This is a genomic window from Flavobacterium faecale (assembly GCF_048320115.1).
GTDB lineage: Bacteria > Bacteroidota > Bacteroidia > Flavobacteriales > Flavobacteriaceae > Flavobacterium > Flavobacterium faecale_A.
Genome location: NZ_CP182943.1, coordinates 2761744 through 2786464 on the forward strand (window position 1 = coordinate 2761744; position 24721 = coordinate 2786464).

General features: G+C 34.0%; 23 protein-coding genes, 1 tRNA gene and 1 pseudogene. 12 read left to right on the forward strand and 13 right to left on the reverse strand.

The features are described from left to right. Positions 1-180 carry a hypothetical protein gene (locus tag ACNH59_RS11290; RefSeq protein WP_418262645.1) on the forward strand — a complete coding sequence of 60 codons (180 nt, stop codon included), beginning with the start codon at positions 1-3 and terminating at the stop codon, positions 178-180. Continuing rightward, a complete protein-coding gene (locus ACNH59_RS11295) occupies positions 173-724 on the forward strand; it encodes a Smr/MutS family protein (protein WP_418262646.1) in 552 nt (183 codons plus the stop codon). Before ACNH59_RS11290 ends, ACNH59_RS11295 begins: the two co-directional genes overlap by 8 nt. 71 nt (positions 725-795) lie before the next feature. Here the strand turns inward: ACNH59_RS11295 and ACNH59_RS11300 are convergent, their stop codons facing one another. Then, a complete protein-coding gene (locus tag ACNH59_RS11300; RefSeq protein ID WP_418262647.1) occupies positions 796-1758 on the reverse strand; it encodes a hypothetical protein in 963 nt (320 codons plus the stop codon). A gap of 87 nt (positions 1759-1845) precedes the next feature. Here ACNH59_RS11300 and ACNH59_RS11305 point away from each other — a divergent pair, with 87 nt between their 5' ends. After that, positions 1846-2970, forward strand: a complete 1125-nt coding sequence (locus tag ACNH59_RS11305; RefSeq protein WP_418262648.1) for a cysteine desulfurase family protein — start codon at positions 1846-1848, stop codon at positions 2968-2970. Between the two features lie 101 nt (positions 2971-3071). Here the strand turns inward: ACNH59_RS11305 and ACNH59_RS11310 are convergent, their stop codons facing one another. From ACNH59_RS11310 to ACNH59_RS11320, 3 genes and pseudogenes are all read right to left on the reverse strand, one after another. Further along, positions 3072-4319, reverse strand: a complete 1248-nt coding sequence (locus ACNH59_RS11310) for a sodium:proton antiporter (RefSeq protein ID WP_418262649.1) — start codon at positions 4317-4319, stop codon at positions 3072-3074. A gap of 600 nt (positions 4320-4919) precedes the next feature. Further along, the gene (locus ACNH59_RS11315) at positions 4920-5342 is read right to left on the reverse strand and encodes a DoxX family protein (RefSeq protein ID WP_418262650.1); all 423 of its coding nucleotides are present in this window, start codon (positions 5340-5342) and stop codon (positions 4920-4922) included. Positions 5343-5454: 112 nt separating this feature from the next. Further along, positions 5455-7082 (reverse strand): annotated as a pseudogene (locus ACNH59_RS11320) (acyl-CoA carboxylase subunit beta). A 114-nt stretch (positions 7083-7196) separates the two neighbouring features. Here ACNH59_RS11320 and ACNH59_RS11325 point away from each other — a divergent pair. Beyond that, positions 7197-7270, forward strand: a tRNA-Pro gene (locus ACNH59_RS11325). A 19-nt stretch (positions 7271-7289) separates the two neighbouring features. Here ACNH59_RS11325 and ACNH59_RS11330 read toward each other — a convergent pair. From ACNH59_RS11330 to prfB, 3 genes are all read right to left on the reverse strand, one after another. Further along, complete coding sequence (locus ACNH59_RS11330; RefSeq protein ID WP_418262651.1) at positions 7290-7712, reverse strand: META domain-containing protein; 423 nt, start codon at positions 7710-7712, stop codon at positions 7290-7292. Between the two features lie 80 nt (positions 7713-7792). Next, a complete protein-coding gene (gene lpxD, locus ACNH59_RS11335; RefSeq protein ID WP_418262652.1) occupies positions 7793-8791 on the reverse strand; it encodes a UDP-3-O-(3-hydroxymyristoyl)glucosamine N-acyltransferase in 999 nt (332 codons plus the stop codon). A gap of 213 nt (positions 8792-9004) precedes the next feature. Next, a protein-coding gene (prfB, locus tag ACNH59_RS11340) for a peptide chain release factor 2 (RefSeq protein ID WP_418262653.1) occupies positions 9005-10106 on the reverse strand; the annotation gives its coding sequence in 2 pieces (ribosomal slippage) (positions 9005-10042 and positions 10044-10106; 1101 coding nt in all). A gap of 88 nt (positions 10107-10194) precedes the next feature. Between prfB and ACNH59_RS11345 the strand changes: the two genes are divergently transcribed. Next, positions 10195-11220 (forward strand): threonine aldolase family protein, encoded by a 1026-nt coding sequence (locus tag ACNH59_RS11345; protein ID WP_418262654.1) that lies wholly within the window; start codon positions 10195-10197, stop codon positions 11218-11220. Between the two features lie 67 nt (positions 11221-11287). Here the strand turns inward: ACNH59_RS11345 and ACNH59_RS11350 are convergent, their stop codons facing one another. After that, positions 11288-11608, reverse strand: coding sequence for a YbaB/EbfC family nucleoid-associated protein (locus ACNH59_RS11350; protein WP_418262655.1), 321 nt, complete (start codon positions 11606-11608; stop codon positions 11288-11290). A gap of 142 nt (positions 11609-11750) precedes the next feature. Here ACNH59_RS11350 and ACNH59_RS11355 point away from each other — a divergent pair, with 142 nt between their 5' ends. From ACNH59_RS11355 to ACNH59_RS11385, 7 genes are all read left to right on the forward strand, one after another. Beyond that, entirely contained in the window at positions 11751-13811 is a 2061-nt protein-coding gene (locus tag ACNH59_RS11355; protein ID WP_418262656.1) for a S9 family peptidase, read from the forward strand. A 69-nt stretch (positions 13812-13880) separates the two neighbouring features. After that, complete coding sequence (locus ACNH59_RS11360) at positions 13881-14921, forward strand: PLP-dependent cysteine synthase family protein (protein WP_418262657.1); 1041 nt, start codon at positions 13881-13883, stop codon at positions 14919-14921. Between the two features lie 290 nt (positions 14922-15211). After that, on the forward strand, positions 15212-16018 hold the full coding sequence (locus ACNH59_RS11365) for an enoyl-ACP reductase FabI (protein ID WP_418262658.1): 807 nt from the start codon (positions 15212-15214) through the stop codon (positions 16016-16018). 229 nt (positions 16019-16247) lie between these two features. Next, on the forward strand, positions 16248-17246 hold the full coding sequence (locus ACNH59_RS11370) for a glycosyltransferase (protein WP_418264891.1): 999 nt from the start codon (positions 16248-16250) through the stop codon (positions 17244-17246). Positions 17247-17249: 3 nt separating this feature from the next. Then, positions 17250-17846, forward strand: a complete 597-nt coding sequence (gene coaE, locus ACNH59_RS11375) for a dephospho-CoA kinase (protein ID WP_418262659.1) — start codon at positions 17250-17252, stop codon at positions 17844-17846. A 59-nt stretch (positions 17847-17905) separates the two neighbouring features. Continuing rightward, complete coding sequence (locus tag ACNH59_RS11380; RefSeq protein WP_418262660.1) at positions 17906-19486, forward strand: sensor histidine kinase; 1581 nt, start codon at positions 17906-17908, stop codon at positions 19484-19486. A 3-nt stretch (positions 19487-19489) separates the two neighbouring features. Continuing rightward, positions 19490-20194 (forward strand): response regulator transcription factor, encoded by a 705-nt coding sequence (locus tag ACNH59_RS11385; protein ID WP_418262661.1) that lies wholly within the window; start codon positions 19490-19492, stop codon positions 20192-20194. Positions 20195-20394: 200 nt separating this feature from the next. Here ACNH59_RS11385 and ACNH59_RS11390 read toward each other — a convergent pair whose 3' ends face one another. From ACNH59_RS11390 to miaA, 5 genes are all read right to left on the reverse strand, one after another. Beyond that, complete coding sequence (locus tag ACNH59_RS11390) at positions 20395-21378, reverse strand: NAD(P)-dependent oxidoreductase (protein WP_418262662.1); 984 nt, start codon at positions 21376-21378, stop codon at positions 20395-20397. A gap of 154 nt (positions 21379-21532) precedes the next feature. After that, entirely contained in the window at positions 21533-22156 is a 624-nt protein-coding gene (locus ACNH59_RS11395; RefSeq protein ID WP_418262663.1) for a hypothetical protein, read from the reverse strand. A 139-nt stretch (positions 22157-22295) separates the two neighbouring features. Continuing rightward, positions 22296-22799, reverse strand: coding sequence for a MepB family protein (locus ACNH59_RS11400; protein ID WP_418262664.1), 504 nt, complete (start codon positions 22797-22799; stop codon positions 22296-22298). Between the two features lie 83 nt (positions 22800-22882). Further along, positions 22883-23623, reverse strand: a complete 741-nt coding sequence (locus ACNH59_RS11405; protein ID WP_418262665.1) for an acyl-[acyl-carrier-protein] thioesterase — start codon at positions 23621-23623, stop codon at positions 22883-22885. 137 nt (positions 23624-23760) lie between these two features. After that, positions 23761-24699 (reverse strand): tRNA (adenosine(37)-N6)-dimethylallyltransferase MiaA, encoded by a 939-nt coding sequence (miaA, locus tag ACNH59_RS11410; protein ID WP_418262666.1) that lies wholly within the window; start codon positions 24697-24699, stop codon positions 23761-23763. Positions 24700-24721: the final 22 nt, after the last annotated feature.

The window sequence follows — 24721 nt, forward strand, 5'->3', positions numbered from 1 at the left end:
ATGAAAGTAATAAAAATTGTAATACTCATTTTAGCAATACTTGTTTTGTTGGTTGGACAAATGAGTACTGATCAAATGATTTACCTGAAGGTTGGAGCGATTATCATTTTTATGTACGGAATGATGCGGTTAAGTGCTAAAACACCAAGTAAAAAACAAAATAAGGAAGAAGATGTTTAGTAAAGGAGATAGAGTTTCGGTCTTGGATGACGCTATAGATGGAGTAGTATTGTCTGTCAAAAATAATGAAGTTGAAGTGGAAACAACAGACGGATTTGTGATGACTTTTTTCACCAATGAACTTATTAAACTAAATGACTCCAGTAGTTTAGATAATTCTATCAAAAGAATTAATATAAGTGAGGTTCAAAAAGAAAAAGCGATTCCCAAACCGCGTAGTTTTGTAAAAGAACGCAAAAATAGAAATGAACAACCAGTACCTGAATTTGATTTGCATATTGAAAAGTTAGTCAAAAGCAAGCATGGCATGTCTAATTATGATATTTTGACAATACAATCTGAAACCGCTAAAAGACATATTGAATTTGCTATAAAAAACCGAATCCCGAAGATTGTTTTTATTCATGGTGTAGGTGAAGGCGTATTGAAAGCAGAGTTGGATTTTTTGTTAGGGCGCTATGATAATATCGATTTTCAAGAAGCTAATTACCAAAAATATGGACAAGGCGCAACAGAAGTTTACATCCGACAAAGTAAAAAATAACTAGATGTATTTATACAAAAGAGCGGCTTGTTTTTTAAAAACGAGCCGCTCTTTTTATTTTAGTGTTAACGTTAATTTGTTGTAAAAAGCTCTCCTAAAATATAACTGTCCCCTAAGGTAAAACTACTGTTTCCTTTCTTTAATGAGACTTTTTTAAGTGTTATAGTATGTTTAAACGCATTAGGTCCATTGGTTGTGGTAGTAACTTCAATAATGCCGTTTGAACCACTTACACCTGATACTCCGTTCCATTCTTCACTTAAAGTAGGGGTGGTTGGTGTAGTAGCATTGCAAAAGTACGAGCTACTTAGTAGTCCAGAAAAGTATCTATAAGTAAGTTTGTTTGTGCTAGTACCTATAAGACCAGTTCTAGGGGAATTAGCTGTTGTAACTTCGTTCACAATTAAACTTGGATCTATGTCTAACATAATCGCTTCAAAGCTTTTGAAATCGTAGATGGTATTTGAATTGCTACACTTAGTCAGTACTTTTTCAAAATTAAAAGGCAGTGATGTTGTTGTAGTCGTGTAGTTTCCAAATGGAAGTGATCTGAATGTTTGTTCCCCATTTTTTATAGAGAATGTAATATCTTTCAGGTTGATATAGTGGTTGTAACCAGTAATTTTTGTGCTGTTATCAGTAGTATTGGTTGTTTTTACTGCAGTAGTTGTTATTTGTATGGTTCCTGAAGTGGCGCTCCATTGGTCAACAACTACGGGAGTTGCAGGTTGGATTGTTTCACAAATATTATCAGCACTAACAGTTCCGTTGTAAAAACGATACACTACACGATTACTCGTTGCGCTTATGTTTAGCGTTCGTGGCGAATTATCAGCTGTAGGGTCGTTGACAAAATTGGTTGAAGGGATTTCAAGTATAAGTGCTTCCTTATCATTGATTTTGTATATAATATTGTTAGTACTACATTTTTGAGTGGTAAAATCTTCAAAATCGATGTCTTCTTGGACTAGATTTCCGTCATCACAACTGTTTAATAGGAAAGTTAGAAATAGGAGGCCTGCAATTTTTTTCATTAGGTATAATATTTGCCACAAAAATAGCGAAAAAAATGGCAATTGATATTGAAGAATACACAATTGATATTTCATAACTTTGTACCAATGAAAAAAGTATACCTCGATAACGCATCAACGACCTCTATTAGACCTGAGGTTGTGCAAGAAATGACCAAAGTGCTGGCGGAAGATTATGGGAATCCTTCCTCTACTCATAGTTTAGGACGCAATAGTAAAAGTATTATTGAACTTTCTAGAAAAGCAATTGCAAAATCCATTAACGTTACTGCTCAAGAGATTATTTTTACTTCATCGGCAACTGAGGCTAATAATTGGATATTACGTTCTGCTGTAAAAGATTTAAAAGTTACCCGTATTATTACCAGTAAGATAGAACATCATGCCGTTTTGTATGTGGTGCAACAGCTGCAAAAAGAATTTGGAATAACGATTGATTATGTAAAAGTGAATTCTGATGGCACTATTGATTTGACACATTTAGTGGAGTTACTATCTATGGGAGGAAAGACCTTGGTGAGTTTAATGCATGTAAATAATGAAATAGGTGTGGTTTTAGATCTGCAGCGTGTGGGCATGCTTTGTAAAGAGTATGGAGCGCTTTTTCATTCGGATACAGTGCAGTCCATCGGGAAACGTAGATTAGATTTACAGCTGATATCTGTTGATTTTTTGGTGGCTAGTGCGCATAAATTTCATGGTCCAAAAGGAGTTGGTTTTGCGTATATAAAGAAAAACTCAGGATTGCAACCTTTACTGTATGGTGGTGAGCAAGAGAAAGGATTGAGAGCAGGAACAGAACCGGTTCATCAAGTTGCTGGTATGGCGAAAGCTCTTGTTTTATCATATGCTAATCTAGAAGAGGAGATAAATCTAATTACAAGTTTAAAATCCTATTTAGTTTCACGTATAAAGGAGTTTTTCCCTCAAGCGACGTTTAATGGCGGTAAAGATGGAATAGAAACGATTGTGAATGTTACATTGCCTTTTTCGGTGGATAAAACAGCGATGATATTATTTCATTTAGATATGAAAGGTATTGCCGTTTCCCGAGGTAGTGCCTGTCAAAGCGGAAGTATTAAACCGTCACATGTTTTGGCAGAAATGCTTTCTGATGAAGATTTAAGAAAACCAAATTTACGTATTTCATTGAGTCATTACAATACCAAAGAAGATATTGACTTGTTGATTGATGGATTGCAAACCATCTAATATGGAAAGTTTTAGTTTTCCGTTGTTTACGATAAAATAATAAAAGAGCTTCAACTATAGACTACAGTTGAAGCTCTTTTATTATTCAACCAAAGTTGAAGTTAGGAATTTATAATTTCATCTATGGTATCAGTGTCGTCCGTATCGAGTTCGGTGTGTTTGGCTTTAATTTTTTCTTTGATAATAATTTCGCGATGTTTTGCTGAAGCCATCAAACCAATCATCATGGTCAATGCCGTTAATAAAATTACTTGAATGATAAGAGAATTGTTTACTAATGGCAGTACTTGATCCTTTGAAATAGATAAAAATAGCAATATGGTTATTAATCCTCTAGGCGCGACAAATAGTAGTGGAAAAACAGGCATTTTGGATAAATACAATTGTAAAAAACGTAATAAATAAATGGCTCCAACAATTGCAACCGCCCAAATGATAGTATCTGGATTTACGATTTCTGATGTTTTAATTAAATATCCAAAAAGCATAAAGAATAATGCTCTAATGATAAAAGTAGCCTCAATAGTAAGCTCTTTAAATTTTGCTACCTCTTTGTTCAGTAAATCCAATCGGAAGCTTTGTGTCCATTTTAAATGTTTAATTTCGTCTAAATTTCCAATTGATAATCCAAATACTAATATGAAAATTAATGCAGGTAGATGGAATATTTTTGAAATTTCATATATCAAAATCACCAAAAGGATGATAGGTACAAACTTGATATGATGGTCTATTTTATTTAATAGGAATGAGAGTAGAAAAGTTGAAATAAATGAAATTACAATAATGAACAGTATTTCAAGGAAAAAATACCCAAAGGTTTCTGCTCCAAAATCGGTGTTGTAGATTATAAAATTAAAAAAAATAACTCCAAATATATCGGATAGACTACTTTCATAAATTACAAATTCTTTTAAGTTTGAGCTTAAGTTTCGCACACTTGGAATGGCAATAGCACTACTGATTACACAAAACGGAATAGCATTAGCTAAACAGTCCTTAAAGTTGTATCCAGTGTAATATTGAAAAGCGTAAGCTAAGGAGAAAGCCAAGATTAGAAGCGGTACGAGCGCCCCTAAAAAAGATTTGTTAATTAGACCTCGTTTTGAATGATTGAGTTCTAGTTCTAATGAGCCTTCTAGTACAATCAAAATAAGTCCTATGGTTCCTAAAATGGGTAAGGTTGATGTGAGATTGGGGACTCTAATGTCGAAGAAAAAAGTAACTTCTTTTACAATCCATCCTAATAGCAACAAGAGTATTACGGAGGGTATTTTGGTAAAGCCTGCTGTTAAGTCAAATAAGTAGGCAATTAATAATAATATGCAAAGTGATATAATTACGGTCATACAATAGAATGTTTATTCCTTATGATTTGTGCATGTAAGATACAGTTTTAGATGGTTATAAAACAAAGTTTTTTAAAATTAATTGCTTTCACCCATATTGTGCATTAGAAATTTACCAGATCTGAATTCTTCTATTAAAACAAGTACTGGCTTCAATTTTTAAAATCAAAATACAAAAGCATTTCTTATTAAAGATAGTCCTTTAGTGTTTGTCTTTATTGAGTATTTATACTTCGTGGCAAATTCTAATGCAGTATCTGAATTTAATTTTAATTCTGTCAAAAAAAAAAATAGAAATACAAAATAAGACCGTTTAAATGAATTTGGGCAATGGAAATGGCTTTGTTTTTTTAACAAAACAGCTTGTATGTGCTCAAGAGGAGGTACTAACTTTTCTTTGACTGCTATATTTAACCATTTTTGGAAATCAGTTTTAATGAAAAAATCTCATTATATATAAGGTTTTAAATGGTATAAGTGCCAGTCAAATTTTGATGGGGAATTAAAATACTTGTAAGATTAGATTTGTAACTAAACAAAAACAAGAAAGCATTTTGATTCATCATCGAAATGCTTTCTTGTTTAATGGAAAATGTTCTTTTACTGCTGCATCTTAAAATAATAGTCCGCTGAGTTTTTTCCACTTCCATAAAACATGAAAAAAATACAGATTGCTAGGGTTAGAATAGCTAAGATAAGGTTTTGTGATTGCATTTCTCCCATAAAGTTAACCACGACAGCACCTAGAAGGATTGGGAGTTGTGCAATTATGGCCCATCTAGTTAGAAGGCCAAATACTATCATAATGCCCCCAATCATATGTGCTGGAGCGATATAATGAATTAGAAACATTCCACCACCAATTCTGTCTATAGGCGAAATCAAATCTACTAAATATTGAATGTTAGTAATGAATTCAACTCCTTTCATAAATAAAAATACCCCCAGAGCAATTCGGACTAAATCTATAGATAAATAAGTGTGCGCATTGGCCCATTTATTTAAGCTTTTTACGTTGTTCATAATACTATAGTTTTTTGGATTAATACACTAAGTTAGTGATTTTTAAAACAATAGCAAAGTGATGAGCTCGTAAATTTTATGGAATGGGTAATTGTTTTTTTGCTATTTTTAATTATACCTGTATCACACCTAAATTGAATTTTTTTTCAATAGGAGCATGATTTGCAGCTTCTATACCCATAGAAATCCAAGTCCTGGTGTCTAATGGGTCAATGATAGCATCCGTCCACAATCGTGCAGCAGCGTAATAAGGTGAGACTTGTTCGTCGTATCGAGCTTTTATTTTGGCAAATAATTCGTTTTCTTTAGCTTCGTCAATGGTTTCCCCTTTTGCTTTTAGGGAAGAGCTTCAATTTGGGCCAATACTTTGGCAGCTTGAGTACCTCCCATAACCGCTAACTCGGCGCTAGGCCAAGCAAAAATTAATCTTGGGTCAAATGCTTTTCCGCACATGGCATAGTTTCCAGCACCATAGGAATTTCCTATTACCACGGTGAATTTTGGAACAACTGAATTGCTCACTGCATTCACCATTTTGGCGCCGTCCTTAATAATGCCTCCTTGTTCCGATTTGGAACCAACCATAAAACCAGTGACATCTTGTAGAAATACCAATGGGATTTTCTTTTGGTTGCAATTGGCAATAAAACGAGTGGCTTTATCTGCACTGTCAGAGTAGATTACACCGCCAAATTGCATTTCGCCTTTTTTAGTTTTGACAACTTTTCTTTGATTAGCAACAATTCCAACAGCCCAGCCGTCAATTCGAGCATAGCCTGTAATAATAGTTTGTCCGTAACCGTCTTTATAAGCTTCAAATTCAGAGTTATCAACCAATCGATGGATGATTTCCATCATATCATATTGTTCGTTTCGAGCTTTAGGTAAAATACCATAGATTTCGTTTTCGTCTAAGTTTGGTTTTACAGCTTTGATTCGATTGTAACCAGCAGGAGTATAGTCTCCAATCTTGTCTAAAATATTCTTAATTTTATCAAGAGCATCTTTGTCATCTTTAGCTTTGTAATCCGTAACTCCTGATATTTCACAATGAGTGGTGGCGCCACCTAAAGTTTCATTGTCAATCGTTTCCCCAATAGCGGCTTTTACAAGATAACTTCCTGCAAGGAAAATACTAGCTGTTTTGTCCACAATAATAGCTTCATCACTCATTATAGGCAGGTAAGCTCCTCCAGCAACACAACTTCCCATAATAGCTGAGATTTGAGTAATACCCATACTGCTCATGATGGCATTATTTCTAAATATGCGACCAAAATGTTCTTTATCTGGGAAAATTTCGTCTTGCATGGGTAAGTATACACCAGCGCTATCAACTAAATAAATGATTGGCAAATGGTTTTCCATAGCAAGCTCTTGTGCTCGCAAATTCTTTTTTCCGGTAATAGGAAACCAAGCTCCAGCTTTAACTGTAGCATCATTGGCTACTACGATACATTGCTTGCCTCTTATATAGCCTATTTTTACAATAACACCACCAGAAGGGCACCCACCGTGTTCTGTATACATACCTTCTCCAGTAAAAGCACCAATCTCAATGGTTTTAGAATCCTTATCTAATAAGTAATCAATGCGTTCACGGGCAGTCATTTTACCTTCCTTGTGTAGTTTCTGGATGCGTTTTTCACCTCCACCTAATTTGACTTTAGCAAATTTTTGTTTTAAAGCAGATACTAATAATTTATTGTGATCTTCGTTTTTATTGAAGCTTAAATCCATTTGAAGAGAAGGTTTACTATTACAGGGCTAAATTACAAAAACCAATGAAAAATTAATAAAAGATTTTAGGATATGGTTTTTTGAAATTAAATAAAAAAAATATATTTGCAGCATCGGGATGTAGCGCAGCCAGGTAGCGTACTAGCATGGGGTGCTAGGGGTCGCTGGTTCGAATCCAGTCATCCCGACTTTCTTTTTTTCAGGGGATTACTTCTTCTTGATAAATCGCATCATTACTACATCATCAACAAAGAAAAGTAAGCTGTCATTTACTACAGAATATCTATTAATTTTTTGGAGTGTATTGTAAAAAGTTTGCTCTCCAGTACCTTGGCAAAATTTCTTAGTTCCAAAAGGAGGTTCAAATTGAATTTTGTGATTGTCTATGGTGTATTTACTTCCAAAAGAATTGCAGCTGGAATTCCCTTTGACCATGTTTGTATTTGTTTCAAAAATTATTTCAGGTGCATTATTAGGGTAGAGGCCCTTGAAAGCAATTCTAGATCCTGAAATATAATTTAAGGTCCAATTTCCTTCAATATTTTTCGTTGCGTTTTTAGTTTCTTTTGCAGATTTGCAAGCTGTTAGTGTGGAAATCAAAATTAGGATTAAAAATAAGCTGTGTTTCATGTTGGTAGTTTTTTATTTTTATTATTCTATCATAAAAAATTAAGACATAATGAAAATTGATAGTAATCTAATGAAAGTGTTTATCTTTTAGATTCGTTGACTAATCTTTTTAAAATAGCCCATTGTTTGAGTGCATCTCTTGCTTCTACAGCAGGGTAACCAAGCATGGTTTTTCCTGCAGGGATATCGCCTGTGACTCCAGAACCAGCTCCCACAATTGCGCCATCTCCAATGGTTGTGTGGTCTTTGATAGATGCGCTTCCACCAATCATGACGCCGTTACCTAGCGTAACTGAACCCGCTAAGCCACTATTTCCTGCCATGATGCAAAAACGTCCTAGTTTACTATTGTGACCTATTTGAACGAGGTTGTCAATTTTACAACCGTCACCAATTACGGTAGAGCTGAATTTACCACGGTCAACGCAAGTATTTGCACCAATTTCTACATCGTTTCCAATAATAACGTTTCCAATTTGTGGAATTTTGACCAATCCTCTTTCTGGACAAGGACGGAATCCAAATCCATCTGCACCAATAGTAGCATTAGGGTGAATGATACAATTGTTGCCTATATGGCAACGTTCTCGAACAACAGTTCCTGACCAAATTACAGTGTTTTCACCAATAGTTGAGGCATCTAATATGGTTGTATTAGGGTACAGGATTGCGTTTTTACCAATAGCTACTTTAGGTCCTATATAACAACCTGCACCTACTTTTACCCCAGAACCAATAGTTGCTGTGATGTCAATCGATGCTGAAGGATGAATTTCAGATTCAAATTCGGACATTGGTAAGGCAAAAAGCTCTAATATTTGAGACATTGCTAAATCGGCATTTTTAACTTTAATAAAAGCTCGGTTTTCTCCTGGTTCTATGCTTATGTCTTCGTTCACAATGGCAACACAAGCATTGGAATTGGCCCAAAGTTTTTCGTATTTTTTGTTTCCGATAAATGAAATCTCGGTATTGCTGGCAACTTCTAATTGCTCTGGAGCAGTTATTTTTTCTTGTGTATCGCCCAAAATAGTACCTTTAAGAACTTCGTTAATTTCTGCTATCGAATATGATTTCATGATATTGTTGGTTATAATAGAAACCAAATAAAGTGATTTGGTTTAGGTATTCCTAATATTTTAGCATTTTCTCTGTAAACGTTAACATTAGATTGTTTTTAGCTAGGGAAATGTAATGTTTTCTATAGAATATAGTAAAAAGTAAAGCAGCTTTTTCATATCCATTTTGCCTGATGAGTGAAAGCTGCTTTAATATTGTAATTAGGTTGTGTTTTATTCGTCTTCGTCCTTTTGCCCCATCATCATCAGATAGGCTTTCAAAAATTCATCAATTTCTCCGTTCATCACCGCATCAACATTACTGGTTTCAAAAGCTGTACGGACGTCTTTAACTAATTTGTAAGGTTGCATCACGTAGTTTCGAATTTGAGACCCCCATTCGATTTTCATTTTTCCAGCTTCTATGTCATTGCGTTGCTCTTGTTGTTTTTTTAATTCAATTTCATATAATTGAGAGCGCAACATTTGCATGGCTCTGGTTCTATTGTCGTGTTGTGAACGTGTTTCGGAACACTGAATCTGAATTCCGGATGGCTTGTGGACTAATTGTACCTTTGTTTCTACTTTATTCACATTTTGCCCACCAGCACCACTAGAACGAGCGGTAGTAATTTCGATATCAGCAGGATTGATTTCAATTTCTATGGTGTCATCTACCAACGGATAAACATAAACTGATGCAAAAGAAGTGTGTCTTTTGGCATTACTGTCAAAAGGCGAAATACGCACCAAACGATGGACGCCGTTTTCTCCTTTTAAGTATCCAAAAGAATAATCTCCTTCAATTTCAAGTGTTACGGTTTTTATTCCAGCAACATCTCCTTCTTGATAGTTAAGTTCTCGTATTTTATATCCAGATTTTTCAGCCCACATCATGTACATACGCATCAGCATCGAAGCCCAATCGCAACTTTCAGTTCCTCCAGCACCTGCAGTAATTTGCAAAACAGCACTTAAAGAGTCACCTTCGTCAGAAAGCATATTTTTGAATTCGATGGATTCGATATGAACTTCTGCTTTTCGATATTGTTCATCTAATTCATCTGAAGTGAGTTCGCCTTCTTTGTAAAATTCATAGGCTAATTGCAATTCGTCCGTTAGCTCAATGGCTTTGTTATAGTCTTCGATCCATTTCTTTTTGGAGGTCAGGTTCTTAACAATAAGTTGGGCTTCTTTGGCGTTGTTCCAGAAATCAGGAGCAAAAGTTTTCTCTTCTTCGTTTGCAATTTCGATTAATTTAGCATCAACGTCAAAGATACCTCCTCAACGCACCAAGGCGCTCTACAATACCTTTAATTTGTTCGGTAGTTGTCATAAAATTTGTAATTTTGTTGCGCAAAAATAGAAAAATTTAGCAATGCCACAAGCGGCGACTTGTGGGTATTTGTATATAATATAAAGATATGGAAATAAACTTGGTTAGTGATACTGTTACTAAGCCCAATTTCGAAATGCTGGAGTGTATGTTTAATGCTCAAGTGGGGGACGATGTTTACAAACAAGATCCTACTGTAAAGGAATTAGAAGCTACCGTAGCTCAAATTTTTGGGATGGAAGCGGGATTGTTTTTTCCATCGGGAACTATGGCTAATCAAACAGCGATTAAACTACACACCAATCCTGGAGATCAAATTATTGCCGATAAAAGTTCTCATGTGTATCTCTATGAAGGAGGTGGAGCCTCTTTTAATAGTGGAGCTTCTTTTAGTTTGATTGATGGAAATAGAGGAATGATTACTGCAGAACAAGTAGAGCAATCCATTAATGAACCTGAATTTTATCATAGTGCATTGACTAGTTTGGTTTGTGTTGAAAATACGACAAATATAGGGGGAGGTGCTTGTTATGAATTGGAAGAATTACAAAAAATCAAAGCAGTTTGTACGGCTCATAATTTAAAGTTTCATTTAGACGGAGCTCGTATTTGGAACGCGTTGATGGCTAAAAAACAAAATCCAAAAGCTTTTGGACAACTCTTTGATACCATTTCTGTTTGTTTGTCCAAAGGATTAGGAGCGCCTATTGGATCCGTTTTGTTAGGGGATAAAAACACGATTCATAGAGCATTGCGAATACGCAAAATTCTTGGAGGAGGGATGCGTCAAGTAGGTTATTTAGCGGCAGCGGGTTTATATGCTTTAGAAAATAATATTTCGAAATTGCCAGAAGATCACCGTAGAGCTCAAGAGTTGGCTCAGGTTTTACGAAAAACCCATTGGGTGGATTACATTGCTCCTGTAGAAACGAATATTATAGTGTTTACCGTTAAACCGCAGTACAACGAAAAGTTAATTGTAGAAAAATTAAAAAATAAAAACATATCAATTAGCAGCATGGGTCAAGGAAAACTCCGATTGGTTACTCATCTCGATTATCGGGAAGTGATGCATGGCTATGTCTTGGAGGCTCTAGGGAAATTAGAAGTTTAATAAACTAAAAAAAAAAGCATGATCAATGAAGTTCATGCTTTTTGTTTTTTTGTCCTTTGCGAAAATATTATTTGAATAAGTTGTCCATTCCGGGAATCATAGGCATGTCCATTTTGGCAACAGCATCTAGTTCAGCTTCATTTACTTTAGTCGCTTTTTCAATTGCTTTATTAAGAACTAAAATAATATAATCTTCTAATTGCTCTTTGTCTTCTAATAATTCGTCAGCAATGGATACTGCTGTTATTTTTCGATTAGCAGTCATGGTTACTTTTAATAAATTATCAGTACTGTGTTCGTCCACAAGAACAGTATCAAGTCTTTTTTTAGTCGCTTCTATTTTGTTTTGGGTTTCTTTTAATTTTCCCATCATTCCCATTAAATCCATTTTTTATTCTTTTAGCAGTTTATGAGGCTAAATTAATATAATCAAATTAAATTACAATGTTAAATTAGGTTAAAACAGACTGTGATTCCGTTGGCTTATGTTATTTTTGCCAACGTTCGTATCAAAATTCGAAATCATACCAATGATAAAAGCCATACATGCACCAGTTGCAAAAGTTATTCCCACCCAGTTAGAAAAATTTAACGATATCCGAATCGATAATTATTTTTGGTTAAATGACCGAGAAAATCCAGAAGTAATTGACTATTTAAATAAAGAAAACGAGTATTATCAAGAGATGACGGCTCATACTCAGGACTTTCAGAAAGAGTTGTACGAGGAAATGAAAAGCCGAATCAAGGAAGATGACCAATCGGTTCCCTATTTTTATAACGGATACTATTATATTACACGTTTTGAAACTGGAAAAGGGTATCCTATTTATGCACGTAAAAAAGGAAGTTTAACGGCAGTGGAAGAAGTCTTGTTTGATTGCAATGAACTAGCCCAAGGACAAGCCTATTTTAAATTAGGTGGACTGAGTGTTAGTCCAGATAATACCATGGCTATTTTTAGTACAGATGTTGTAGGGAGACGAATTTATACGATTCAAGTAAAAAACTTGATAACTAACGAAATTTTATCTGATAAAATTGAAAATGTTACAGGTTCGGCTGTTTGGGCAAATGATAATCATACTATTTTTTATTCCTCACAAGACGAAGTAACCTTGCGTTCTGATAAAATATTCAAACATAAATTAGGAACAACTCAAGAAGAAGATGTTTTAATTTACTTTGAAAAGGACGATACTTTTAGTGTAGATATTGCAAAGTCTAAGTCTCGCAAATATTTAGCTATTGAATGTGGTAGCACCATGACAACAGAATACCGTATTTTGAATGCGGATACACCGGATGGAAAGTTTAAAATGTTCCAAAAAAGAAAAAGAGGTGTAGAGTACAGCATCAATCACTACAAAGACAGTTTTTATATTCTAACAAATAAAGACGATGCCGAAAATTTCAAATTAATGAAAACCTATGAAGATACAACTTCGTCAGATAATTGGGTGGAATTAATAGGTCATAGAGAAGATGTATTATTGGAAAGCATTGAGATATTCTCCAAGTATTTAGTCATCGAAGAGCGTTTCAATGGCTTGAATAAAATTCGCATAATGCCCTGGAGCGGAGTAGGGGAGTATTATTTACCTTTTGAAAGTGAAACGTATTCGGCTTATACAACTACTAATATTGATTTTGAGACCGAAATATTGCGATATGGATATCAGTCAATGACTACCCCTTCTTCAATTATTGATTTCAATATGAGGACACTTGAAAAACAAGTTCAAAAAGAACAACAAGTATTGGGAGGTCAATTCGATAAAAATAATTATTGTGAAGAACGAGTATGGGCCACCGCTACTGATGGAACTAAAGTGCCAATTTCGATGGTGTATAGAAAAGGGCTAAAGAAAGATGGACAAAATCCACTTTTACTTTATGCTTATGGCTCTTATGGACATTCTCTTGATGCTCATTTTTCATCGACTCGTTTGTCGCTTTTGGATAGAGGCTTTATTTATGCTATTGCACATATCCGTGGAGGTGAAGATTTAGGGAGACAATGGTATGAGGATGGAAAACTTTTAAAAAAGAAAAACACCTTTACAGATTTTATCGACTGTTCTAAATTTGTTATTGAGCAAAAGTACACCAGTCCGGAGCACTTGTATGCTGAGGGTGGTTCTGCCGGTGGTTTGTTAATGGGGGTCATTATTAATGAAGCGCCAGAGTTGTATAATGGGGTTATCGCCCAGGTTCCCTTTGTGGATGTGGTGACTACCATGCTCGACGAGAGCATTCCATTAACAACTGGAGAATATGATGAATGGGGAAATCCAAATGTTAAAAAATATTACAATTATATGCGCTCATATTCGCCTTATGACAATATCAAAGAACAACGATATCCTCATATGTATGTGTCCACAGGCCTACACGATTCCCAAGTGCAATATTGGGAGCCTGCAAAGTGGGTGGCTAGGTTAAGAACAGCTAAAAAAGACAACACCGTATTGTATCTTGATACAAATATGGATGCTGGACACGGTGGTGCTTCTGGGCGTTTTGAGGCACTTAAAGAATTAGCAAAGGAATTTAGTTTTTTGCTAGATTTGGAAAAAAATAAAAACTAATTGGATTTTTTTGTTAAATTTGCAATGTATCACTGTTAAATAAAATTAACGTTGATTAACTATTTATTTATGAAAGAAGAAATAAATGCTTATAATAATGTTTTAGAGCTAATAGGCAATACACCGCTTATTAAACTAAATAAAGTAACTGAAAACATAGAAGGAAACTTTTATGCCAAGGTAGAGGCTTTTAATCCTGGACATTCTTCTAAGGATAGAATTGCATTATACATTATTGAAGAAGCAGAAAAAAAAGGCATTTTATCCCCAGGTGACACCATAATTGAAACTACTTCTGGAAATACAGGATTTAGTTTAGCTATGGTAAGTATTATTAAAGGATATAACTGCATTCTTGCTGTGAGCTCTAAGTCATCTAAAGACAAGATTGATATGCTACGTAGTTTAGGAGCTAAAGTATATGTTTGTCCTGCACATGTAGCCGCAGATGATGAACGCTCTTATTACAGCGTTGCTAAAAGATTGCATGAAGAAACTAAGGGTTCTGTTTATATTAATCAATATTTTAACCAATTGAATATTGATGCCCACTACAATACCACAGGTCCAGAAATTTGGAAACAAACAAATGGAAAAATTACGCATTTAGTGGCATGTAGTGGAACAGGAGGGACAATTTCTGGGACAGCAAAGTATTTAAAAGAACAAAATCCTAATGTTAAAATTCTTGGTGTAGATGCTTTTGGTTCTGTGTTGAAAAAATATCATGAGACTAAAGAGTTTGATACAGAGGAGATTTACCCATATCGTATTGAAGGTTTAGGGAAAAACCTAATCCCTACGGCAACCGACTTTGATGTAATTGACAAATTCATGAAAGTTACTGACGAAGAGAGTGCACACTCTGCTAGGGAAATTACTAGAAAAGAAGGGATGTTTGTAGGGTACACTTCGGGAGCTGTTTTACAAGCAATCAAACAATACGCTGAAGAAGGAGAATTTGATGCAAACAGTAATGTCATCGCCATTTTTCCAGATCACGGTTCACGATACATGAGTAAAGTATTTAGTGATGACTGGATGAACGAACAAGGATTCTTTGATAGTATCAATGAAGAAGAATCACAAAAAATTGAAATGATAAAATAACTTCTGCTTGTTTTTATAAAATTAAAAAACTCCAGTTATTCTGGGGTTTTTTTGGTTTTACAACCTTTGTGTTTTATATAGCATAAGATTATACATGAGTAATTATGTTGTCGTATTGTTTTTATGGAATTCATAAAAAACTATTTGGAAATAAATTGTATTAATTGAATGGCTTTAGGTCTAATGCAACAATTCTACTTGATGCAATAATGAGATGCATAAAAAAATAATGAAACATTTCAACTCTACGTTTGATTGTTTATTTTTGAGGACATAAAAAATGAAATATCATGTATAATTTATTAAAAGGAAAAAGAGGAATTATTTTTGGTGCTTTGGACGAGCATTCTATTGCTTGGAAAACCGCTGAACGCGTACATGAAGAAGGCGGCGTTTTTGTTTTGACCAATGCTCCAGCTTCGATACGATTGGGAAATATTGATGCTTTGGCTCAAAAAACCAATTCACAAGTGATTGCTGCTGATGCTACATCTGTTAGCGATTTAGAAAACTTAGTGGAGCAAGCTATGGGAATTTTGGGAGGTAAAATTGATTTTGTTTTGCACTCCATTGGTATGTCTGTTAATGTTCGCAAAGGAAATCATTATACGAACCAGAACTATGAATTCACGGAAAAAGGCTGGAATGTTTCGGCAGTTTCTTTTCATAAAGTAATGCAAGTTTTGTACAAGAAAGACGCCATGAACGAGTGGGGAAGTATTGTAGCTTTATCTTATATGGCAGCTCAAAGGGTTTTTCCTGACTATAACGATATGGCTGATAATAAGGCGTTTTTAGAATCTATTGCCCGTAGTTTTGGATATTTCTTTGGTAGAGATAAAAAAGTGAGAGTGAACACTATTTCGCAATCACCCACGGAAACTCGTGCAGGAACTGGGGTGAAAGGTTTTAAAGGTTTTATCGCTTTTGCAGATAAAATGTCTCCTTTAGGCAATGCAACAGCAGATGATTGTGCTAATTACGCCCTCACATTATTTTCTGATTTGACCAAAAAAGTAACACTTCAAAATCTATTACACGATGGTGGTTTCTCAAACATGGGAGTGAGTCAAGAGGTGATGGAGATGTTTGAATAATTTTGATTAAGGATTTTCTGTTATAGATGAATTTTTTGATTTTTCTGCATGATTAGATTGACATTAATCTGCCAATTCACACTTTTTGTCTCAGGGAGTAAATCTCAAATACTAAATCCCAAATCAAGATTCTTACATCAAAAAACTTTAAATCAATTGATCAAGTCTGTTCTAATATCAGTTATATTTGCTGTTTGTTTCTGTTTTTTAATTTAATCTTTTTTTGAGTATGTTTTTCTCATTGATAATACCAGTTTACAATCGTCCTGATGAAGTTGAGGAGCTTTTGGAAAGTTTAGCTCATACAACTTACAAGGGTAATTTTGAAATTATTTTGGTTGAAGACGGTTCAACTTTGAGATGTGAGGAAGTAGTAAAAATGTACTCCCATAAATTGACAATTTCGTATTACTATAAAGAAAATTCAGGTCCAGGTGATTCTAGGAACTTTGGTATGCGAAAGGCAAAAGGGGATTATTTTATCATTTTTGACTCTGATTGTATTATTCCAGCACAATATTTGAATGAGGTTGAAAAAGCGTTGGAAGCCGATTATGTGGATTGTTTTGGAGGCCCTGATGCGGCTTTGAAAAGTTTTACAGACATTCAAAAAGCGATAAATTTCACCATGACTTCTTTTTTAACCACTGGAGGAATTCGCGGCGGATCAGAGAAAATAGGCAAATTTCAGCCTCGCAGTTTTAATATGGGATTATCACGAAAAGCTTTTGAATCTTCAAATGGTTTTGGAAACATACATCCTGGTGAAGATCCAGATTTGTCCATTCGGTTGTGGGAATTGGGTTTTGAAACCCGATTGTTTACTGAAGCTTTTGTGTATCATAAACGCCGCATTGACTGGGATAAGTTTACTATTCAGGTGAGTAAATTTGGTAAAGCAAGACCTATTTTGAACTCTTGGTATCCAAAGTATAGTAAATTGACATTCTTTTTTCCATCAATATTTATTATAGGATTTTTTATAGCAGTTCTTTCCTTAATTTTTGCTAATGATTTACTGTTAAAGTTGTATTTTCTTTATTTCCTTATTTTATTTTTAGTATCCACTTATCAAAACAAAAGTTTGAAAATAGGTGGGTTATCAGTAAAAGCTGCTTGGAAACAATTTTATGGTTACGGTATTGGTTTTTTAGAATCATATATTAAGGTAATAGTTTTAAAGCAAAAACCAGAAAAAGCATTTCCTGAATTATTCTTTAAAAAATAAGTGATGACAAAAACGATTGGACTGACTGGAGGAATTGGTAGTGGAAAAACAACTATTGCTAATTATTTTAGATCAAAGGGAGTTCCTGTTTATATCGCTGATGATGAGGCTAGGAAAATAATGCAATCTGAAGTTATTATTGATGCTATAAGAAGCAGTTTTGGTGAATCTATTTTTGAAAATGGTGTTTTGGTTCGGCAACGTTTAGCAGAAATTGTGTTTAACGATGCAAACCAATTAGCACGTTTAAATGCGATCATCCATCCTGCGGTAAAAAAACATTTTAAAGAATGGCTAGCCCAGAAAAAAAAACATCCTTTTATTATCTATGAAGCAGCTGTTTTGTTTGAAAATGGTAGTTATGAAGATTTTGATAAAATAATAACTGTAACAGCTCCGTTAGAATCACGGATACAACGCGTTATAAATCGAGATGCAACTACCGAAGAGCAGGTGTTAAAACGCATGGCAGCACAATGGACAGACGAACAACGAATCTCAAAAAGCGATTTTGTTATAGAGAATTCTGACTTGGAGGAAACCAAAATAAAAATCGATGAAATTCTTAAAATTTTAAAGATTAAACAAAAAGATTCTTAAATGTTAATCTTTGGTTAATGCATTATTGTCTAAACTGTTAAAATGTTAATTTTGCTTTGATGAATAAATTATTTTTTAGATTACTGGTTTTGTTGATGAGTTTGTCTTTAATAGGCATAATTCTTGTTCAAGTTTATTGGTTTAACAGCTCATTTAAAAACAATGATGAACAATTTAAATTTCATGTCAAACAAGTAATTGGTAATGTTGCTGATAAAATTGAAAAGCAGGAAGCTTATAGTTTTTACGACAAATACAATCATTATAGAGATAGTACAGGGAAAATCCCTCAAAAAAATGATCTTTTGGAGTTTTATTATGTTCAAAAGAACCCCAAAACAAATGAAACAATTGTTTATTCTAACAGTATCATAGCTGAAGATTATAATATTTCGTCCTCGTTCTTTGATAAGCGATTCAGTAGTGAGCGTTTTAAAAATTTTAGTTCCAAGCGTGTAACAGAGATTTACAATAATAAAGGAATCGACAAGGCTAGTGTTCAACATAGCATAACACCTGACATAAAAATTGAAAAAACAGGAAGTTTAGATGTGCTAGATAATGCTCAATTTGAAATTTTTTTCAAGGATATCGCAAGTGTAATGCCTTTGGAAGAAAGAATTAGCAAAGAGCGTTTGCATAAAATGATTAAGAAAGAATTGGAGCAATACGGGGTAAAAACCCAATTTGAGTTTGCAGTGTTCAACAACGGAGAGGAGACAAAAATTCGTTCAAATGAGTTCTGCCACAAAGAAGAAGGCTATTCAGTGCCCATTTTCACCGATAATGAAGGAAATGAACGTTATAAACTTTTTGTGATGTTTCCTCACAAGAAAAAGTTCTTGTTGTCAGAATTATTAAGCATTACGATTTTATCCATTGTTTTTACATTAATTATTCTAATTGCATACACTAGTGCGCTGAATCAATTAATAAGACAAAGACAGATTTCGGAGATAAAAACTGATTTTATCAATAATATGACTCATGAGTTCAAAACACCTATTGCGACTATAAATTTAGCTTTAGATGCCATCAAGAACCCTAAAATTATAGAAGACAAGGAGAAAGTCTTTAAATATTTACAAATGATTCGGGATGAGAACAAGCGAATGCATGCTCAGGTGGAGAATGTATTGCGAATTTCTAAACTGGAGAAAAAAGAATTAGATATTGAAAAAGAGTCTACTAATGTTGAAGATGTGATTAATGATGCTATAGAGCATGTAAGTTTAATTCTTGAAGATAGAGGCGGAACGATAACGAGCCATTTTGAGGCAGCTCGAAATTGTGTTTTGATAAATGAAGTTCATTTTACCAATGTCATTGTAAATATTCTTGAAAACGCTATTAAATATACATCAGGAGTTCCTGAAATTAATATTTATACAGAAAATATCAAAGACATGATATTGATCAAAGTTCAGGATAATGGTCTTGGGATGAGTAAGGTAGCTCAAAAAAGAGTGTTTGAAAAGTTTTATCGTGAGCATACAGGCGATATTCACAATGTAAAAGGGCACGGTCTTGGATTGGCTTACGTAAAAAGAATTGTTGAAGACCATAATGGTCAAGTATATGTTGAAAGTGAAAAGGGAAAAGGAAGTACCTTTATAATAAAAATACCCCTAATAAATTAAGATATGGAAAGTACAAATAAAAGAATACTCTTAGTAGAGGACGATTTGAATTTTGGAGCCGTTCTAAAAGATTATTTAATGCTAAATGACTTTGATGTTACCTTAGCTAAAAATGGTATGGAAGGTTTTGAAAAATTTAAAAAAGACAGCTATGATTTATGTATCCTAGATGTGATGATGCCTTACAAAGATGGATATACATTAGCCAAAGAAATTAGAGAAAAAAATAGCGAAGTGCCTATTATTTTCCTTACGGCAAAGTCAATGAAAGAAGATGTTTTAAAAGGATATAAAGCAGGTGCTGATGATTATTTGAACAAACCGTTTGATTCCGAGGTATTGCTGATGAAGATTAAAGCGATAATTCAACGCAAATCATCTGACGTAAAAGCAGAACAAGTACAGTTTGAATTCAATATTGGAAAATTTCACTTGAACTCTAAACTGCGTTTCTTGACTTTTGAAGGTCAAGAACCTATTAAATTATCTCCCAAAGAGAATGAACTATTGAAAATGTTGATTCTACACGAAAATGATTTAATGCCTAGGGAGTTAGCATTGACTAAAATTTGGAGAGACGACAATTATTTTACATCTCGTAGTATGGACGTATATATCGCCAAACTTCGTAAATATTTAAAACAAGACGAAAATGTTGAAATCCTTAACATTCATGGAGAAGGTTTCAGATTAGTAGTCAAAAAATAACGCGCAGTAATAATAAAAACACCTAAAAAGCTTCGAGAAATCGAGGCTTTTTTTAGTTTTTTATAAATACCATGACTATTTTTAAGTGGTTGAAATTGAGTTTTTGGTTAATTAGTTTAGTCTAAAATTGGTGTTCTCTGTACTGGTTTTTAACTGCAACGGTATTTAATTCAAAAAGTGTTTAGAGTCAGCCTTAATTACTATAAGTCATTGACAGATGCACCATTTTTTGACCATTGTGTTAAATTACTAATGGTTGTTTCAGCGATTCCAGACAAAGCTTCTTTGGTTAAAAAAGCTTGATGTCCCGTTAAGAGAACGTTTTTTAGACTGTGAAGTCTCGCAAAATTTGAATCTGCAATAATGTCAAAACGGTGATCGAAAAAGTATAAGCCTTTTTCTTTTTCATATACATCTAAACAAGCACCTCCCAGGTGACCATTCTCCAAATATTTTAATAACGACTCTGTACAAATCACTCCTCCCCTTGCTGTGTTGATAAGAATGGCCCCCTTTTTCATTTTTTTAAATTCTGCTTCGCCCAGCAATTGTTTAGTATGTTCATTTAAGGGACAATTTAAAGAAATAATATCGCATTTTTCCAGCATTTCGACAAGTGAAGTGTAAGTCATGTTTAAGTCTTTGGCTTCTGGGTTTTCAACTAAATCGTAACCCAAAAGTTTACAGCCAAAACCATTCATGATTTTAGCAAATACCATCCCAATTTTTCCAGTGCCTATAATTCCAATTTTTTTGTTATTTAAGTCAAAACCTACTAACGAATCAAGTCTAAAATCTTGCATCTGAATCAGAAGTTGTGAATCGTACAACTTTCTATTTAACATCATCAACATGGCTACGGCATGTTCCGCAATTGCATGGGGAGAATATTCAGGAACATTGGCAATTTTTATACCAAGCATTTTTGCTGTGTGCAAATCGACATGATCATAACCCACAGATCGAAGTGCTATATATTTAACGCCAAATCCATAGAGTTTTTCTAGTATTGGTGCTGAGGCATTGTCATTAGAGAAAAGGGCAATAGATTCATATTCTTTGGCCATTTCTACCGTTTTACTGTCTAAGGGAGACTCTGTAAAAGTTAGTTGATGTTGGTCTTTTGCCGCTTCTTTTAAAAAAGGCATGTCATAGCCGTGGGTACTGTAAACTAGTGTTTTCATTTCTTCAATTTTTATTGCGGTTGTACTGATTAGTATTTGATTAATTTAAAGATAGATTTTTTTATATCAAATGGCATAAACTGTTTTATTTACTTTGCTTCACAGCAAGAAATAAAAATTGCTTACGATGATTTTACCACTAGGGGCTAAAATATTAGTGGTCATAAATAGGGAAAAATAGTAATTCCTCTTTATGATTTGTTTGGGTAGAGATTCGAGTCTCTTTTGTACAGCTCCCTTTTTTGTCTTTGGTGATGCAAGAAATTATAATTTCATCAACCAGTTTGTCGTTTTTATCTTTGATGATGATTTTATTCAATTCATTGTTAATGTAATAGTAATAATGGGTATAGAATGTTGTGAAATTATCGACAATCTTAGCTATGGTTCCATCAGTATTATAATGATAAATAGCTTCATTTTGCTTGTGTTGTTTTCTAGTGTAGCAGCTGATGCGTTCTCTTTGTTTGGGTTTCCATCTTGTTTTACAATAGTAGGATTCTTTGTCAGGGTATTTTTCAACCACAAACCATAATTTTTTTTCAGTTTCTTGTATAATGTTACCCGAAGGGCCCAGAGTTTTGGAGTATTTGATTCTGCCGTTTTTGGTAAATAGCTGTTCTTTTTTATACAGTAGTTTTTTCTGACTATTAACCACTTCATATTTCTCTTCAATAGTCGATTTTATTCCATCAGGTAATTGCCTAATGTCAGTATATTTCTTAGTTGCACAAGACGGAATAGTAAGGCATAGCATAAATAACAAGAAGACTTTCATAATCCTAGTTTAGTGATGACCTAAGTTACGGATTTTAAATGATCGATTTTTATTTATAGTGTATTAAAGATTGATTGTCGGTGTGATCGAATGTTAGATTGAGCAGATATATTACAATGAATTTATAAAAAGTAATTCATTATTGATTTATATTTAGAAGGTCATTTATCTTTTGTAAATCAATTGAGTTTTCAATTGAAAGATCAATAAAAGAATTGCATTGCCAAAGTTGTGTTTTTTGCGCTTGTTTATTACTTGTGTTATCCCAACTTGGATAGACTCTAAAGCCTCGTTTACCATCTCTAGAGTCATCTGATAAAATCCGTTTTTCGTGTAAAACGGTCTTATGGAAAATAAAAATACCAAAATTATTTTTCTGTCGTGTCGTAATGATGTAAAAGTCAAAATCATCTAAAATGCTATGTGACTCTGTAATTCCTTGAGGATTTCGTTTCCAAAGTGTTACAAAGTGTCCTGTTTTGGTTGGAGTGATTTTAGCAGTTCTAAATTTTGCTTTATGTTTACCGATTTGAAATGTATGTGCAAAATAATCCTGACCTTCTAATTCTTCTTTGATGTTAGAAAGTTCAAACTTTAAAGGTTTGAAAAGTATTTCGTTGAGAAGTTGAAGTTCGAGATACATGGTTTTAATACTTACACAAAGATGTTCAAAAGAGGTAAGAAAATTGGTTAAATATTATGGAATTTCTAAAAAAAAATACAGTTTTACACCAAATTCAATTTTAGCGCAAAACAGTTTTTATCTTCCTTAGTAATGCTAAAAACGATTGAATCTTCACCGATGTTTTCATGGATGACTACTTGGTCGCGTAAGGAAAGTTCTTTCATAAAGTTCATTTCAAAACTCTTTATTTTTTGCTTTAAAATAATGTTTTCATCAACTACATCCATACACCATTCGAGGTATTTGACATGATTGACATGATTGACTATATCCAAGTCGGAAAGGATGACAGTTTTACCAAAAACCTCTTCTTTTTCGGGATTGATGACAATTTTTGAAAAGCTTTCCTCGGTGGCTTTTAAATCAGGAAAAAGCTGAAAATGTTCGTGGTCTAAAGCAAGTGGTTCAGGACGTCGTTTTTCGGTATTGAATACTGCCCAAAAGGTTTCACATCCAATGATTTTTTCACCATTGAGATGGATTTCTAGGGCTCTTACTGAACGGGAATTTTCTAAGGTGTTAATCCAAGTTTTGACCGTTACAGTGTCTTTCCATTGCGGCAAAGATTTGATTTCAACACGCATGCGGCTCAAAACCCAGGCCTGGTTGAATTCCTGCATATCACTAAAACTAATGCCTCCTAAATCAGCGTGCATAGCTGCCGTAAGCTGTAGTAAATTACATAATTCGGTATATTTTAAACAGCCAGAAGGAAGGCATTGTGTAAAGTTGATTTCGAATTCTTTGTGTAATACAGAGGTGAAATTAGGAGCTAGTGGCATTTTTAAATAATATTCGATTTGTGGTTGTTAGTTTTCAGTTTATGACATGGTTTGATGCAAAAATAGGAAAAAGCAAGAGTTTAAATATAAAATTACACGCACTTTTAGTTACAGCTATAAACACTAAACTATTTTAATTATTGCAGTTTCTTATTGTTCTCAATTTTACTTTTAATGTAATCGATAATTTTGTGTGTTGGTGTTTGAAAGTCGAACCATTTTGTATTTTCATCTCGCTTGAACCAAGTGAGTTGACGTTTGGCAAAACGACGGGTGTTTTTCTTGATTTCTTCTATGGCAAAATCTAATTTTATTTCTTTATCAAAGTACTGGAACAATTCTCTGTAACCTACAGTTTGTAAAGCGTTTAAGTCTTTGTGAGTATAGAGGTTTTTAGCCTCTTCTAAAAGTCCTTCGTTCATCATTATGTCCACTCGTTGATTAATACGGTTGTACATCAAACTGCGTTCAGCCTCAAGTCCGATGAGGATAGGATTGAAGGAGCGGTTGTTTTTTTTTTGATTCAAAAAAGAAGAATAGGGTTTTCCTGTCCCAATGCAAACTTCAACAAATCGCATCATTCGTTGTGGATTCAATAGTGTTTGCGGATTTTCAGCAGTGATGGTTTCGTGGTATTTAGGGTCTAATGTTTTTAATTGTTCTTGTAAATAGCCAATTCCTAGTTTTTCATATTTTTCATTGACAGAAGTTCGGATGGAGGAATCTATTTCTGGAAATTCATCAAATCCTTTTAGAACAGCGTTCACGTATAAACCGGAGCCACCTACAAATACTACATAATCATTTGACTTGAATAATTTTTCAATGGTGGCGATGGCTTCTTTTTCATAATCACCCACAGTGTAGTTTTCAAAAATAGATTTGTTTTGGATGAAATGGTGTGTTGCTGCGGCTAATTCCTTTTCATTAGGAACAGCAGTTCCTATTGCCATTTCTTTGAAAAACTGGCGACTATCGCAGGAAACAATATCGCATTGAAAATAATTAGCCAATTGAATACTCAAGGCTGTTTTGCCAATGGCTGTAGGGCCGATAATGGTAATTAGGTATTTCATGTTTTTTAGTTTAGCTCAGTCA